Genomic DNA, 15,961 nt, shown 5'->3' with positions numbered 1-15,961 from the left:
TGTTATCATTTTGGATTTAATTAAAAAAGGGAAAATTCATTGTATGCATTACATTCAGGCGTAATTATTAACCTTATGTTAATCTTCGCTTATCTTCATTTAAATACTTTTTCTATAAATTAGGCTGTTTAAATAAAACATCTACCCCTAATTACATGAGTAACAACATCCTGACTACAATCACCAAGCTTTTGTTGGGTGTATTGTATTTTACCGAATCGGAAAGTCATTTTACGGCGACCGATTGGGGAAAAATCCCGCCTGCTCAACTGCAGCAAAAAATCGCAAATCAGTATCATGTGCCTTTATCTGATTTAAAAATACTAGATCATGCTACTTTTTTTAATCATGTAATCTCTAAGGTTGATGCATCGGATGCACCAATGCTCGCAAATGCTCAAAAAATAGCAGAACTCTATTCTTTTTTAAAGCAAAACCTTTCCGGCATTCAGGTTATCCGTGTCGAAGGCAAAACAAAAATTCCGGTTCTTATAGTTGGATATCTGCCTGACAGTACTTGCATTGCAATCGAAACTTTTGCCATCGAAACTTAAGAAAATCAATCCCTATTTAATAAATCTAAAACAAACAATGAAAGCATTAAAAAAATTAAGCTTAGTGGCCATGATGTGTATTGGCCTTTCTGCCTGTAAAAAAGAAAATCAAATTGAGCCTGAAACAACGCTTTTTGAACAAAAGTTAAATAGTAAGTCGGCTGCAAACGTTGTGCAGGCAATAGTCGCCGGTTTTCCTGAAGGTTTTGAATCTGCCACTAAAGGAAGCTATACAACAGCTTCTGTAACTTTAAGTAGCGGCAGCTGGAGCCTGAATGATGCACTAATCGGAAACCTGTCTGCAGATGCAAAAAATGGCAGTCAATCTGTACGCATTCGTAATACAGGTATTTTAAGTATGAATTTTGATGTAAATGGAGCCGACGTGGTTAGCATAGCGCATGCGAAATACGGTACTGATGCAAATAGCACCTGGCAGCTTTGGTATTCTACAAATAGTGGATCAAGCTGGCAACAATCGGGCAATACGATTACCAGCAGTGCCACTACTTTATCGACGGTATCTTTCAATACCGCTATTTCAGGAAATGTGCGCTTTCAAATCCGCAAAATTAGCGGAGGTTCTGCCAGAATTAATATAGATGATTTCAGCATTTCAACAGGTGGAACAACCACTCCACCAACAAATCCGGGAGATGATAACCATCTTTTACTTGGAAATCCAAGTAATGCGGTAAGCAGTACTTCTTATCCTGAAAATTATTTGATGGAACGTAGCTACTATTCAATGTCATATAGTAAATCCAGGGCCACACCGAATTGGGTTAGCTGGCACATCGGTTCTGCTGATTTAGGCTCTGCATCACGCCAGGATGATTTCAGAACTGACAGCACCTTACCATCCGGCTGGTACCAGGTATCAAGCAGCAGCTATTCCGGATCTGGTTTTGACCGGGGGCATAACTGCCCGTCAGCCGACAGAACTTCAACAACAGCCGCAAATTCTTCAACTTTCTTAATGACGAATATGATGCCACAGGCGCCAAACAACAACCAGGGTCCATGGGCAGATTTGGAAAATTATACCCGCTCATTGGTAACTTCAGGTAATGAAGTATATGTAATTTGTGGCTCTTATGGCTCAGGCGGTACAGGAAGCAATGGAGGTACAACTTACACAATTGATAACGGGCGAATTAATGTTCCTTCGAATACCTGGAAAGTTATTGTTGTATTAGCCAATGGCAATAATGATCTAAGTCGTATCACTTCATCAACCAGGGTAATTACGGTCAACATGCCTAATACAAACGGTCTGAATACCAATTGGAAAACATATCGCACAACGGTTGATGCGGTAGAATCCGCAACAGGATATAACATTCTATCGAACGTTCCGGCAGCCGTACAAAGTGCAATAGAATCAACTACTGATAATCTGTAGATTGCTTAACCCTAAACGCAAATTAGACGCAGTCTAATAAATATGAGTGTCAATCTGAACCTGACAAAATTTAAGAGGAAGTTAATTTAAGGGCCATCCTCTTATTTAGCTTTTTAAAGTATAGTTTATCAAAAGACAAAACGTTATTAGCTGAAGCTGGATTGACTTAGCTATTTAATTCAATAAAAAAGGGATGTAAAACATCCCTTTTTTATTAGTATTCCCAAAGTCCTTGTTCGTAATCAAGAACTGATTTTTTAATTCTTTCCGATTCCAGTAATCTTTCTCTCGGATCGCTAATAATATCTCTTAATTTATTATCTCCAGGATTTGATTCTTTTACAATATAACTGCTAAATAAGCGGCGGACGAAAAAATCGTCGAAGCTTAAAGTAGATGCATCATTATTTGTATTCATTAATTTTTTGTGCGCAATAATAGGCCTTAACTCATCATAGCTAACCCAGAAAACCGGCTGCCATACTTTTGATATTTCATTGTATTTTAATGGCGCAATTCCAACAATACGTGGTTCAAAAATAGAACGTTTGGTATCAAAAATCCAGTCTTCTTTAATACGGTATTTTAAAAAAGCTTCCGGATTGAAATCGTTTACTACAGTAGTAACCGTTCCTGTTTTATTATTAGAAACCTCTGATGTTCCTAATGCACCTTTTGCTGCAGAATCTGCACTGAGTGGTGTTTGGAACGTATCATCTTCATTTAAAGCACTATCGATAGGTGCATATGCAGTTAATTCTTCTGATTTTATGGATGAGATCAGTACATCAATAAGTCTGGATTTCGGAGATTTCAAAACAGAATTAACAGTATCACGTAAATCGATTTCACGCCAGATACGTTTTGCATAAAATACATCTTCTTCACGCACATCAGCAAAAGGAACCATCACCGTGCTATCTATATCCTTGCGGGCATAAAAACCATCTTTAGGCGGTACTTTTAATTTTTTCTTTGCCGTAACTTTCTTAGTCGTGTCAGTCGAAACAACTGTATTCGTTATAACCCTTCCTCCCTGAGTTGTTGCAGCCTTCTTTTTAAGAGGCGTTTGTGCAAACACAAATCCGGTTGATAAAACTAAAACAGCAATGCTTAAAATCCTTTTCATCTTTCTTTTATTTAACATTGAACGAAACCGAAGGCAGAATCTTTTGACGTCCATCTGGTCCCTGAGAAACGATATCATCAAAAAATACTTTTGAACCAGGTGTAATCGCATTCATCGCACTCCTTACAGCACCAGAAAAACTACCGCCGCTACCTGCAATTGTAACTGCTTCAGAACGGGGTTTGATAACGGTTAGCTTGTACCTCAATATTTTGAAGCTAACATCAAAAGGGAAATCATCCAAATCGGCTTCTATTTCTGTTTCACTTTTTAATTGTACAGATGAAACATCGCCACCGATTCTACCGCCAACTTTTGCAATCGGCGCAGGAATTGCTTTCACCCGGAATTTCTGAACGCCAAGGTTAACCGTTTTACCTGCATTACTGGCACTTACGCTGATTGAAACGTCAGAGCCTACCTGGCCACCTGAAACATTCACCATGTAGTTTCCATTACCGCCAGACATGCTGCCTGCAGAAATAGAAGCCTTAACACTTTCTAATGGAAAACCTGCTGCTGAAACGGCAAATGGATTAGGTATACCTGCATAAATTACATTCATTTTAGTTGATGAAACTGTAGCAGATGGTTTAGCAACCTGGTACGTTTGTTCAGGAGTTCTATATTCTTTAATCTGTCCGTCGGTTTGACGTACCCGAACTGTTCCTACCCATTTAAATACACCAACACTTCCTGTACTTCCGGTATAGGTACCTTTGCCATCTTTAACGGATAATTTACTTCCACCCACAGCAATATCAGGATTTGATCTGGAATCACTGGCGGTTAAAAATACTTCAGCGGTATAGGGCTGACCCTGAATTACGTAAGAGGTAGGCGCTACAGCAACTGCCGCAAATCTGTCGATGTTAACCACAGCCTTGTCCATATTTCCGAATAATTTCTTAACCACTTCCGCCTCAGCATTTTTTGTATCGGTTTGCAATTTGGTCAAAATGGTCATTGCAGCCGTAAGCGGCGTACCTTCACCAAAAAGTGTCTCTTCCCAATTTCCCTTTCTTTTTCTGGCAGGGTCTTTAGCTTCAAGAGAAAACGTTACACCTGCTCTGTCCTGAGGATCGAGCAGCGAAATTAGTTTTTCTCGGGTAGCGTTAATTTTTTCCTTCAGCTTGGCGCCTTCTTTTTGGTTAATCATGATGTTTGGAGAAATATCCTGATTATCCCGGTTAACCAAATCGCCTGTCTCCGGATTTATTCCATCGCCGGCAGTTGTAAATTGTTTTTTTATACCGTCTATATAATTGTTCAGTTCATCCGCCGCTGCCTTTGCCTGCTTAGCTTTATCATAAATAGGCTTTGCCCTCGCCGGTTCTTCTTTGAGCTTTGAATTTTCGAAAGAAGAAAAAAGCTGTTCTATACTGGTATTAACATTATTTTTGGATGTATCCAAACTATCGTTGATATTTTTGAATGCATCTAATATTGTATCTGATACATTTAAAGCAAGCATAGCCAACAATACCAAATACATGATATTGATCATCCGCTGCCTTGTTGTTTCTTTTCCGCCTGCCATTTTTTATGTAGCTTTCTATTTAAATTAAAAACTATAAATTAAACGCGTGGGCTGTTCATAGCCGAAAGCATATTACCATAAATCGCATTCAGCGATGATAAGTTTTTAGCCAGCTTATTCACTTCTTCTTTAAACTGTTTCGAATCTTCCATCGATTCGTTAAAGTTTTGCATGGTCAGTGAAAGGTTTGAATAAAATTTGTTCATCGATTTTAAATGTGCGCTTGAATCCTGCAATTCTAACTCATAAACCGCATTTAAAGCAGAAAGATTTTTAGCCAAATTATTTACCTGATCATGATAAGCCTGAGAATCGACATTGCTCTCGCCCATCGCTTTTAAGTTAGCGGTTGCTTTTTCAAAAGATGCACTTAAGTTATCAAAACCTGCAGAAGCCGTTTTTACCTTACCTGTAAATTCATTAGTAGCCAAAGATGCATCTGCCACATTAGAAATAGAAGCTACTTTGTCACCAAAAGTGCGTAATCCATTACCCAAACTTTCAATTAATTCAGGTCCTACTTTAGCGTCGGCAAGCATCTTATCTAAAGCTGCGGAGGTAGGTGCAGCGACTGAAGCCACAGGACGTGTCGTTGCTGTTGGTAATTCACCGTTAAAATCTGCTCTTAATTCAGGATAAACCCTTTCCCAAGCTGGTTCTGGCTCTGGTGGAAAAAATCCGGTTAAAAAGAATAAAACAGATTCAACTCCAAGGCCGATACCTATCATATAGTTACCTAAAATCCCTCCAATGTGCAGAATTTTAAATAATGCCCCAATAATTACAATACTTGCTCCCCATGAAATCGCTACGTGTAACCAGCCTGGTTGTTTCTTTGCTGCCATAAAATTTTGATGTTTTCTTTTTAGTTTTCGTTTGTTTGGTTTGATTTAGTTTTTGTTTCTTAAATCCGTACCATATAATGATGATACGCATCTGAAACCGATATAAGATCTTTGTTGGTCCTGATACTCGTAAGTAGATACTGCATTTTGAAGAAAGTAGCCTGTATCTTTCCAAGAACCGCCTTTAACCACTTTACGTTTTAAGTATTTACTGTCGTCCTTACCCGCTACATAGGTAAAATTCGGACTTAAATCGTGTAAAAGTGGTGCGGCAGATTTATTGTAAGCAGTTTGAGTCCATTCAGCAACATTACCGGCCATATTGTATAGGCCGTAATCGTTAGGGAAATACGAATGAACATTTACAGTATAAATACCGCCATCGCTGGAATAATCGCCACGCCCTGGCTTAAAGTTTGCCTGTAAGCATCCCTTTGTATTTCTGATGTATGGGCCGCCCCATGGATATTTTGTTTTAGTATTACCGCCTCTTGCAGCATATTCAAATTCAGATTCAGAAGGTAACCGGTAATCTGCACGGGCGTTGGCAGGCATCTTTCTGGACGAAGCAACGCCTTGATAAAGCTGCGTGCGCCAGTGTGAGAAAGCTTGAGTTTGTTCCCAGCTTACACCTACTACTGGATAATCATCATATGAAGGGTGATTAAAATAGCCTCTAACCATGGGATCATTCTGAGAATAAGAATAATCCGTTTTCCAAACCATTGTATCCGGATAAACGGCAACAGTATAACGATCGATATAATCCTGACGTTTGCTGTTTGGATCTTTATGGCCCAAAGCTGCTTTATCAAAGTTTAAGATACCATAAACATATTCCAATTTACGCACATCAATTTCTTTTTTACCCGGCAAAGCATCTAAACCCGAATAATACATATTATCTAACTGGCTCCTGTTGGCCGCTGCTGCGCCTTTACCTTTACCACTCCAGATTCCTGAACCATTCCCTACTTTTTTCCAGTCAATGTATTTTTCCCCTCCTAGTCCGTTTGCGGCAGCACCTTTTTTGGTTACCATATATTGCTGAGGATAGCCCATCATAACGATCGCTATGGAATCGCGTACCCATTTGGTAAACTGACGGTATTTTGCGTTCGATATTTCAGTCTGATCCATGAAAAAGGCCGGAATTGTAGTCATTCGGCTTGGTCCGGATTGAGAAAACGTAATATCTTCATCTGACCCGCCGAGTGGTGTATGCCCGGGCGGAACATAAATCATACCCAATGGTATTTGCTGATTTCTAAATTTTCGGTTGTAAGCGCCAACTAACTCACCCTGGCCCCCACGACCGCAGCTAGCAAGTAATACAGAAACAGCCATTATAGCTAGAAAGTAGATTTTCTTCATATATTCTTTATAGTGTATAAAACACAGTTAGCAATTCTATCAAAAATGAGTTAAATAATCAACAAAATCAAAAATTTTACACGAAACTATATTATTAAGGCATAAGGATGCCTTTTTTCATCTTATTTACCTAATATTTTCGTTACAATAAAGCAACATTTTGGTATAACTCAAAAAGTTAAGATTTATTGTATTTCTGAAATAAATTTAGAGGATTCCTTATTTATTGGATATTTTAACGTAATTCTCAATGGCCATCGTCATTGAAGGTACGCCGGGAGTTGGTGCCGCGATATCGACAATTAAGCCCATATCCGTTACCGCTTTACTTGTATTAACTCCAAACGCTGCAATTCTGGTATTATTTTGTTTGAAGTCAGGAAAATTTTTAAATAAAGATTGAATACTTGAAGGACTAAAGAAAGCGATTACGTCGTAAAAAACTTCAGCAAGATCTGATAAATCACTTACAACGGTTCTGAACAATACAGCAGGCGTAAAATCATAGCCGCTTTTTTCCAGAAATTTCATTGTATCTTCAGTTGCTACATCAGAACAAGGATATAAAAATTTTTCGTTAGCGTGTTTCTTTAAAACTTCAGCTAAATCGGCTGCAGTTTGTTTACCAAAGAAAATTTTACGTTTACGATATTGAATATATTTTTGAAGATACAAAGCTATCGTTTCTGAAAGACAGAAATACTTTAAATCGGCAGGAACATCATAACGCATTTCCTCACAAATTCTGAAGAAATGATCAGCTGCATTTCTGCTGGTAAAAATAACAGCTGTAAAATCAGCAAGGTTAATTTTATCCTTTCTGAAATCCCTAGCAGGCACACCTTCAACATGAATGAATGATCTGAAGTCTACTTTAAGGTTATGCTTTTTAGCTAAATCGTAATAGGGAGACTTTTCTGTTTCAGGTTTCGGTAAAGTAACCAAAATACTTTTTACTTTACGGATTCTAGAGTCGTTCTTTTCTTGCATTTTCCTTTTTCTGCTACAAGCCTATCGTTTTAATTAGTATCAAGATAGGACATATTTCGAGGGCGCAAAAGTACAAAATTAAATGCATTTTCGAAAACTTATTATTAGAAAGAATAGTAATACCCGCTCTTAGTAACTGAAATGTGAAAATGATAATCAGCACGAGGACTGCCAATCCTATATAAACAGTACCATATTTAAGTGGCGACAGGGCGAATGCAACCACTAACGGAATGAATAGCAAAGACGCATTGAAATAACTTAAATAGAGTATAGAAATATACTCATTAACAGGCTTTTGTATATTAAAAAGAAAACCTAAAAACCGTAAAATAACTAGTTTTAATGCGTAAAATACAATAATAATAACAGAAATGGTAAAAAAGAATTTAAAACCGTCTTTGGCCTGATACATGTCATAATATTGAGCCACCAGAAAAAAAAACATTCCTAAAATGAATCCGAATTGTATAAATAAAAGCAAGAACGGCCATGAACTAAATAGGTTATCTTCTTTATTGATATTATTTAAAATACGGTTACTAAAGAAAGATTGGATAATTGCAAAAAGTTGTTTTGAAAAAGCATTCTTTAAGATTGCAAAAACGACCAACATAATAAAAATAAAGCCTAATAACCCTGCGTTACCTTTAGGAATTGAACGACCCAGTTGATATGGATTCGCCTTTTTTTTAAAGTGCTGATATTTTTTCTGCCACGCTAACAAATCTAATATGGGAAACATGTATTCCTTTTCAACACTATCCAGCAGAGCATGCTTATTTAGCATACTACCCGCCAAAACCCAGGTATGCGTGATTATGGAGTCGGTAACAAATTTTTGCTTTGCCAGTGTAGCGGAGTCCGGTCTGTACCTTTTGTACTGATACTTTACTATCGCAGCAGAATCAGTTTGAATCGCGACCTGCTGCGCAGCAAATGAGTTTACAGCGCATAAAATTGCGAAGAAAATGAAAATAAATTTCGGCATGCTCAACATCAGAACTTTAAGCTTGCAAAAGTAATTGATTAATCATTGTTTACCTAAAGAAAATAAAATACCTGTAGAATATGCTGTAGATGCTCCAATCTTCAAAACAAATATATTGTTCTCAAAATCTCCTTTCAATTAGATTTAATTGTTTAAAAACCACAATGATTATCTGAGAAAATAATTACGTCAAACACTATTGTCATTTTGACAACTTTACTTATATTTGCAATAAGCTTTTGAGCGATATGGCTTGCTTAAAACAATAGTAATTGATTTCTAAAATTTTTGAATCATGCTTATTTCTCTTTTAATTAAAATTAAAATTTCTCCTCATGAGAATAATTTATTTAAAGAAACTGCAAGACTTCAGTAGAAAACATTCTGATGCCATTAAAAGCATATCAGTTTTTAAGAGCATTGTAGAAAAGGCCTATTGGAAAACATCGATAGCAATAATTGAAAGTTTTCCGAGTGCTAAAGTTTTAAATAGCCAACGCGCCAGATTAAAAATTGTTGGCAACGAGTACCGCATAATTGTTGAAGTAGATTTTATAGATCAGACAGTTGAAATTAGATTTGTTGGCACACACGCAGAATATGATAAGGTTGATGCATTAACGATATAATTGGTTATTAAGTTAATAGAAGATTATGAATAAAGTAACTCAATGGTTTTTATTAGAGAGTGAGAAAGACTACAAACTTGCCACTACTCGTTATGAAGAAATAAAGCATGCACAAAAAGGTTCTCCTGAACATAAGGAAAAAATGCTTTTAGTACATCTTATTTCTGAGTATGAAAACAAGGAATGGGATTTGCCAGTTGTAGATCCTATTGAAATTATTAAAATCAGAATGGAAGAATTCGGATTAAAACCATCTGATTTAGCCAAGGAATATGGTAATAAAGGTAATTTGAGTAAAGTATTAAATTATAAACGTGCTTTATCAATTACGATGATTAGGCAGTTCAGCGCTATTTTACGCATCCCTACGGATATGCTCATTCAGGAATATGCTCTAGTATAATCAGAAAATTTCCTGTTATAAATTCTAAATACTTAAGTAAAATTGTTCGGAATCAAAAGAAGGCTTCAATAAAATAGTTCATCTGAAGATATTGGATAGGATTAAAGATAGAAAATCAGCTGTTGGTACATAAAAAAGAAAGCAAATTATTTCTTCTAAAATTATCAATAGCTAGTACCTCAAATTGAAATCCAACGTTCAGAAGTATTGTTTAAGTACATTTGGTACAAATTAATATCAGAACTTCAAGAATGCGAAAGTAACCGATGAACCATTGTTTACTTAAGCAAAATAAAAGCATTCAGAATATGCCGTATCTTTGTGTCGTGTCCGGCATCTACATCCATATTCCTTTTTGTAAAAAGGCTTGTCATTATTGCGATTTTCACTTCAGCACATCGCTAAAGTATGCCGATGAAATGGTTGAAGCCATTTGCAAGGAAATCAAAATGAAAAAAGATAGAATTTCCGGTCAGGTTGGTTCAATATACCTGGGCGGTGGAACACCCTCTATACTATCTCAGGCAGCTTTACAAAAGATTTTTGATGCGATAAATCACACATTTTCTGTTGATGCAAATGCTGAAATCACAATTGAAACCAATCCGGATGATTTAACAACACAGAAATTAAAAGAATTAAAGCAGCTACCTGTTAACCGTTTCAGCGTGGGCATTCAATCTTTCTTTAACGAGGATTTGATTTGGATGAACAGAGCGCACAATGCCGAAGAGGCAGAAGATTGTATTAAGAGAAGTCAGGATGCCGGATTTGAAAACCTGACCTTAGATTTAATTTATGGCTATCCCTTGCTTACGGATACAAAATGGCTGAGCAACATTCACAAAGCAATCGACTTACAAGTACCACATATTTCAGCTTATGCCTTAACAGTTGAGCCGAGAACGGCTTTAGCCCACGCAATTAAAAATAAAAAGCAAAGCCCTGTTAACGATAACCAAAGTGCAGCTCAATTTGTGATATTAATGGATAAGTTAATCGAAGCTGGTTTCGAGCATTATGAAATTTCAAATTTCGCTAAACCAGGTTGTTATGCGGTACATAATACAAACTATTGGAAAGGGATAAATTACATTGGCATTGGTCCGTCGGCACATGGCTTTGATGGACAAAACCGCTACATGAACCCTGCTAACAATGCGCTTTACATTGAACAACTGGAAAGTAATAAACTGCCTGAAATTGTCGAAGAATTGAGTTTGAATGATCGTTTTAATGAATACATGATGACATCACTCAGAACCATGTGGGGAACGGATTTACAGAAAATAAAAACAGATTTCGGGAAAGACTTCTTCGAAGAAACTAAATACAACCTCCGCAGTTTTGAAAATAAAGACTGGTTGGTTATTAACGGGGATAACATTAAGCTAAGCCTGAATGGAAAGCTTTTTGCTGATCATATCGCATCAGAACTGTTTATAATAGCATAATGATTTAAGAATATATGTCGAAAATTGTATGGATTACAGGTGCATCTTCAGGTATTGGAGAAGCTTTGGTTTATGAATATTTTAAAACTGGAGATAAGTTAATTATCTCCGCACGAAATCGTGATGAGCTGTTTCGGGTGAAAGGGAATTGCCAGAATTCGTTTAACGTTCATGTTTTGCCTTTCGATTTAAGCGACACGGTAACACTTCAGAATAAAGCTGAAGAGGCAATTAAAATCTTTGGAAAAATCGACTTATTGATCAACAGCGGCGGTGTTAGCCAGCGGGGATTGGCTTTAAACACTGAACTGAAAACGGAGCAGCAAATTATGGATACCAATTTTTGGGGAACCGTAGTTTTAAGCAAAGCTGTTTTACCTTTGATGATAAAAAATGGCGGCGGACAAATTGTTGTAGTAAGCAGCTTAGTGGGGAAATTCGGAACAAAATTACGTTCGGCATATGCTGCATCTAAACATGCTTTGCATGGCTATTTCGATTCGCTGCGTTCGGAAGTTTATGATAAAAAAATCGATATTACCATTGTTTGTCCTGGCTTTATAAAAACGAATGTTTCTGTAAATGCACTAACGGCAAGCGGTAATAGTCAGGGAACAATGGATGATGCGCAAGCCAACGGCATGACGGCAAAGGATTGTGCAACAGAAATTGTTAAAGCAGTTGCTGCAAAAAAAGAAGAGGTTTACATTGGTGGTAAAGAAACTAAAGCCGTGCTGTTGAAGCGCTTTTTCCCTAAAATATTCTCAAAAAAAGTCAGGGAAGCGAAAGTTACTTAACTGCGATTTCATTTTACTTAACCCTACAATTACTTTGTTGCCAGTAAAATAGTTATTGGATACATTGCTTAATTTATCTAATCATTATTGAAGCGGTACCGCCCGATTCTCTATTTCGGATTGCTACCTGCGGCCAGCAGGTAACGGAAATACAGACTGATTTATCCGACGAACTTCTTCAGCAACCTTTCAAAATAATTTTAAAATACTGATTATTAATAAATTACATTAAAATTCAATTTCTAAAAAACCAAGCTGCTGTTAGCTAACGTAAATGAAAGCAAATAACAAAACTTAAAAATTAGAAATAATGAAAAAATTAATCTTATCTGCATTTGCTGTTTTCACAATGGCAATTACAACACAAGTTTATGCTCAAAAAAATCCAATGGTGGGTGGTGCAGCCATGTATGCAACTAAAGACATTGTTGATAATGCAGTAAACTCTAAAGACCACACTATACTTGTAGCTGCAGTTAAAGCTGCTGGTTTAGTAGAAACCTTAAAGAGTGCTGGTCCGTTTACGGTTTTTGCACCAACTAATGCTGCTTTCGATAAATTGCCTGCAGGAACAGTTGAAACTTTAGTTAAACCAGAAAACAAAGCTACGCTTACAAAAATCTTAACTTACCATGTTGTTGCCGGTAAAATGGATAGCAAAGCAATTGCAAAAGCAATTAAAGCTGGTGGCGGTAAAGCTGAACTGACAACCGTTCAGGGCGAAAAACTGACTGCACATATGATGGGCAAAAAATTAATGTTAACAGATGCAAAAGGCGGAATGAGTACGGTAACTATTGCTGATGTTAACCAAAAAAATGGCGTTATCCATGTTATTGATACAGTATTAATGCCGAAATAATATTTCACATCCCTATAATTAATAAAACGTTTCTGCTGGTCGGAAGCGTTTTTTTTGTTTTTAACGTTAATCGATTATTTGATCTTATGTCAGTTATTTTTCAGGTTTTTGATTTCCAACTAATTGATGAGATGAAGTGCTTAATTTTGCCTGCGATAAACAAATATGAATACTCCGTGAGAGCGAGTCTTATTCAATAACATAATAAAGATGCATCCCAACATTATAAAAATCAAAGAAAATATTGAGCCGTTAAGGCAACAGATTATCAACCATAAGGTTTATTCATCCATCAGTGCGCTGGAGGATCTCCAGATTTTCATGGAACACCATATATATGCTGTTTGGGATTTTATGTCGCTGCTTAAAGCCTTGCAAATCAATTTAACCTGCACCACATTGCCCTGGTTCCCGGTAGGCGATGCCGTTACCAGACAATTAATTAATGAAATTGTAGCCGGAGAAGAAAGTGATATTGATGCAAATGGCGATATTAAAAGCCATTTCGAATTATATTTAGATGCAATGGTACAATGCGGCGCCGATGTGGAGCCTATTAATAACTTCCTGCTTTCCTTACAGAAAGGACGTGATTTCGATATGGCTTTTGAGTTGGCACAGGTTCCGCAACAGGCAAGAGATTTCGTGAATTCTACTTTCGAGACCATCAACAGTGGCAAAACACATTTACAGGCTGCGAGTTTTACTTTCGGACGGGAAGATTTAATTCCAAATATGTTCTTTAGCATGGTTAACGATTTGAACAGTACGCAACCTGATAAAGTTTCCATCTTCAAATATTACCTGGAACGCCACATCGAAGTAGACGGCGATCACCATAGCCACCTTGCATTATCGATGACAGAGAAACTTTGCGAAAAAGATGAACTATTTTGGGCTGAAGCTGAAGAAACAACTAAGCAGGCACTCCAAAAACGCATTGATTTATGGGATGCAGCTTATACTAAAATCATAAACAGAAAAGTTTTAGCAGAAGTTTAATCAGACCGATGAATGCGTGTTTAAAAAACGATCTGATGTTAACTGAATGCAAACTCCAGATTAAGTAATTTACGTCACATTTCTTTTGAACTATCTGATTTGTAAAATAAAATTTACACATTTGTTGTTCGGCAACAAATAACCGATTTAACACATGAGTTTCATATTAAAACCTGTAGATATCGTCGAGCATATCACGCCCGAAGATTTCAAGAAAAATTATTTGAAAACCAAAAAACCATTAGTGATCAGAGGCTTAACTAAAGACTGGCCCGCGAGAGAAAAATGGACCACCGAATACCTTAAAGAAATTGGCGGAAATTTAGAGGTTCCTTTATACGATAACTCTAAAGCAGATCCGTCAAAACCAATTAATGCTGCTACAGCACACATGAAATTTGGAGACTACCTTGATTTAATCAAGCGCGAACCAACAGAATTAAGAATATTTTTCTTCAACTTGTTTAAGAAAGTTCCAAGTTTAATTAACGACGTAAAAATCCCTAAGGATTTAATGGGGGGTTTTATTGAAAGTATGCCTGCAATGTTTTTTGGCGGTTCTAACTCGGTAACTTTCTTACATTACGATATTGATTTACCTCATATCTTTCACACCCATTTCGGAGGAAGAAAACACATTATTCTTTTCGATAATAAATGGAAAGACAGGTTATATTGTTTACCAAATGCCACGTACGCTTTGGAAGATTATGACGTTGCCAATCCCGATTTCAAAAAATTCCCGGCATTAAACGGTGTTGAAGGCTATGAAGTTTTCTTAGAACATGGCGATACTTTATTTATGCCAACAGGAATGTGGCATTGGATGAAATACCTGGATGGTTCTTTTTCTTTAAGTTTACGTGCCTGGGACCAATCCATTACCCGTAAAGTAGCCAGTGTTTGGAGTTTATTTACCCATGGCGCTATCGACAGTTTAATCAAAATGACTTTCAAAGAAAAGTACGCAAACTGGCGAGAGAAGAAAGCAGTTAAAATTGCAGAAAAAGCCTTAGCAAAAGGCAGACCTTAATAATACTTCAGCGGGGCGTCGAATTTCGATAGCCCCGTTTTTATATCGTTTTCTTAAACAACTTTGTCCTTCTGAGGCACGAAGAATCTCTAGGCGATGAGAATTGAAAGTTAAATTTTTAGAATCAAAGACAGTGAAATAATCAAATTATGCTAATAGGTAAAGGATTCTTCACTACGTTCAGAATGACAGAAATTGTATAATCTTTTTTAAATTCGCTGATATCAGAACTCTAATGGAAACCAATATACTTACCGAAAAACAAAAAATGCTTGCCGGTAAAGCTTATCAGGCGGGTGATTCAGAATTAGCTAAAGAAAGATTAAAAGCACGGGAAATTGTTTATGAGTTTAATAATCTTGCGCCGAAATTTATTAAGCAGCGTAAAGAGTTATTAAAAAGGTTATTTGGTAAAACAGAAAAGATGTTTTACATAGAGCCACCTTTCAGATGTGATTATGGCTACAATATCGAAATTGGAAATAACTTTTATGCAAACTTTAACCTTGTGATTTTAGATTGCGCCAAAGTCAGTATTGGCAATAGTGTTTTCATTGCGCCAAACGTAGCGATTTATACTGCAGGCCACCCGATACATGCACACCTGCGCGACCAGGAACATGAATGGGCGCAGGAAATTACCATTGGCAATAGTGTTTGGATTGGTGGAAACGTGGTAATAAACCCAGGCGTAAAAATTGGTTCCAACGTGGTTATTGGCTCGGGCAGTATTGTTACAAGGGATATTCCTGATAATGTTTTCGCGGCAGGAAACCCTTGCAGGGTAATCCGGTCAATTACCGATGAGGATAAAGATTTCTATTATAAGGATTTTAAGTTGGGTGAATAGCCCTTGAATAAATAAGTCGTCATTCCGACCGAAGCGGAAAAGCACGAAGTGCGCAGCGAAGCTAAATCTTTGAATTTGCATTTTGCGCAAAAATTCTCCTTTC

16 protein-coding genes are annotated in these 15,961 nt (G+C 37.0%); 10 read left to right on the top strand and 6 right to left on the bottom strand.

Annotation, left to right across the window (positions count from 1 at the left end):
* The first annotated feature begins 155 nt into the window (after positions 1-155).
* Positions 156-554, top strand: coding sequence for a nuclease A inhibitor family protein (locus O0931_RS16975; RefSeq protein ID WP_269416675.1), 399 nt, complete (start codon positions 156-158; stop codon positions 552-554).
* Positions 555-591: 37 nt separating this feature from the next.
* Positions 592-1,959, top strand: a complete 1,368-nt coding sequence (locus O0931_RS16970; protein WP_269416674.1) for a DNA/RNA non-specific endonuclease — start codon at positions 592-594, stop codon at positions 1,957-1,959.
* A gap of 214 nt (positions 1,960-2,173) precedes the next feature.
* Here the strand turns inward: O0931_RS16970 and porN are convergent, their stop codons facing one another.
* The 6 genes from porN to O0931_RS16940 form a co-directional block, all read right to left on the bottom strand.
* The gene (gene porN, locus O0931_RS16965; RefSeq protein WP_269416673.1) at positions 2,174-3,088 is read right to left on the bottom strand and encodes a type IX secretion system ring subunit PorN/GldN; all 915 of its coding nucleotides are present in this window, start codon (positions 3,086-3,088) and stop codon (positions 2,174-2,176) included.
* Between the two features lie 7 nt (positions 3,089-3,095).
* Positions 3,096-4,628 carry a type IX secretion system motor protein PorM/GldM gene (porM, locus tag O0931_RS16960; protein ID WP_269416672.1) on the bottom strand — a complete coding sequence of 511 codons (1,533 nt, stop codon included), beginning with the start codon at positions 4,626-4,628 and terminating at the stop codon, positions 3,096-3,098.
* A gap of 38 nt (positions 4,629-4,666) precedes the next feature.
* Positions 4,667-5,473 (bottom strand): type IX secretion system motor protein PorL/GldL, encoded by an 807-nt coding sequence (gene porL / locus O0931_RS16955; protein WP_269416671.1) that lies wholly within the window; start codon positions 5,471-5,473, stop codon positions 4,667-4,669.
* A gap of 45 nt (positions 5,474-5,518) precedes the next feature.
* A complete protein-coding gene (porK, locus tag O0931_RS16950; RefSeq protein ID WP_269416670.1) occupies positions 5,519-6,847 on the bottom strand; it encodes a T9SS ring complex lipoprotein PorK/GldK in 1,329 nt (442 codons plus the stop codon).
* Positions 6,848-7,066: 219 nt separating this feature from the next.
* On the bottom strand, positions 7,067-7,837 hold the full coding sequence (locus O0931_RS16945) for a uroporphyrinogen-III synthase (RefSeq protein ID WP_269416669.1): 771 nt from the start codon (positions 7,835-7,837) through the stop codon (positions 7,067-7,069).
* 13 nt (positions 7,838-7,850) lie between these two features.
* On the bottom strand, positions 7,851-8,639 hold the full coding sequence (locus tag O0931_RS16940) for a DUF4271 domain-containing protein (RefSeq protein WP_269416668.1): 789 nt from the start codon (positions 8,637-8,639) through the stop codon (positions 7,851-7,853).
* Positions 8,640-9,163: 524 nt separating this feature from the next.
* Between O0931_RS16940 and O0931_RS16935 the strand changes: the two genes are divergently transcribed.
* The 8 genes from O0931_RS16935 to O0931_RS16900 all read left to right on the top strand — a co-directional run bounded on the left by O0931_RS16935 (position 9,164) and on the right by O0931_RS16900 (position 15,858).
* Complete coding sequence (locus O0931_RS16935; protein ID WP_269416667.1) at positions 9,164-9,457, top strand: type II toxin-antitoxin system HigB family toxin; 294 nt, start codon at positions 9,164-9,166, stop codon at positions 9,455-9,457.
* Between the two features lie 25 nt (positions 9,458-9,482).
* Positions 9,483-9,860 (top strand): helix-turn-helix domain-containing protein, encoded by a 378-nt coding sequence (locus tag O0931_RS16930; RefSeq protein WP_269416666.1) that lies wholly within the window; start codon positions 9,483-9,485, stop codon positions 9,858-9,860.
* A gap of 326 nt (positions 9,861-10,186) precedes the next feature.
* Entirely contained in the window at positions 10,187-11,314 is a 1,128-nt protein-coding gene (hemW, locus tag O0931_RS16925) for a radical SAM family heme chaperone HemW (RefSeq protein ID WP_269416921.1), read from the top strand.
* A gap of 14 nt (positions 11,315-11,328) precedes the next feature.
* Positions 11,329-12,111 carry an SDR family oxidoreductase gene (locus O0931_RS16920; protein WP_269416665.1) on the top strand — a complete coding sequence of 261 codons (783 nt, stop codon included), beginning with the start codon at positions 11,329-11,331 and terminating at the stop codon, positions 12,109-12,111.
* 310 nt (positions 12,112-12,421) lie between these two features.
* Positions 12,422-12,973: a fasciclin domain-containing protein gene (locus tag O0931_RS16915; RefSeq protein ID WP_269416664.1), complete on the top strand. Its 552-nt coding sequence runs from the start codon at positions 12,422-12,424 to the stop codon at positions 12,971-12,973.
* Between the two features lie 210 nt (positions 12,974-13,183).
* On the top strand, positions 13,184-13,975 hold the full coding sequence (locus O0931_RS16910) for a DUF3050 domain-containing protein (RefSeq protein WP_269416663.1): 792 nt from the start codon (positions 13,184-13,186) through the stop codon (positions 13,973-13,975).
* Positions 13,976-14,129: 154 nt separating this feature from the next.
* Positions 14,130-15,008, top strand: a complete 879-nt coding sequence (locus O0931_RS16905; RefSeq protein WP_269416662.1) for a cupin-like domain-containing protein — start codon at positions 14,130-14,132, stop codon at positions 15,006-15,008.
* Between the two features lie 235 nt (positions 15,009-15,243).
* On the top strand, positions 15,244-15,858 hold the full coding sequence (locus tag O0931_RS16900) for a sugar O-acetyltransferase (protein ID WP_269416661.1): 615 nt from the start codon (positions 15,244-15,246) through the stop codon (positions 15,856-15,858).
* Positions 15,859-15,961 lie beyond the last annotated feature (103 nt).

It is taken from the genome of Pedobacter rhodius (genome assembly GCF_027213645.1).
In the GTDB taxonomy this organism is placed as follows: domain Bacteria; phylum Bacteroidota; class Bacteroidia; order Sphingobacteriales; family Sphingobacteriaceae; genus Pedobacter; species Pedobacter rhodius.
Note: the sequence above shows the minus strand (reverse complement) of the source record. Positions and strands in the feature narration are given on the sequence as shown.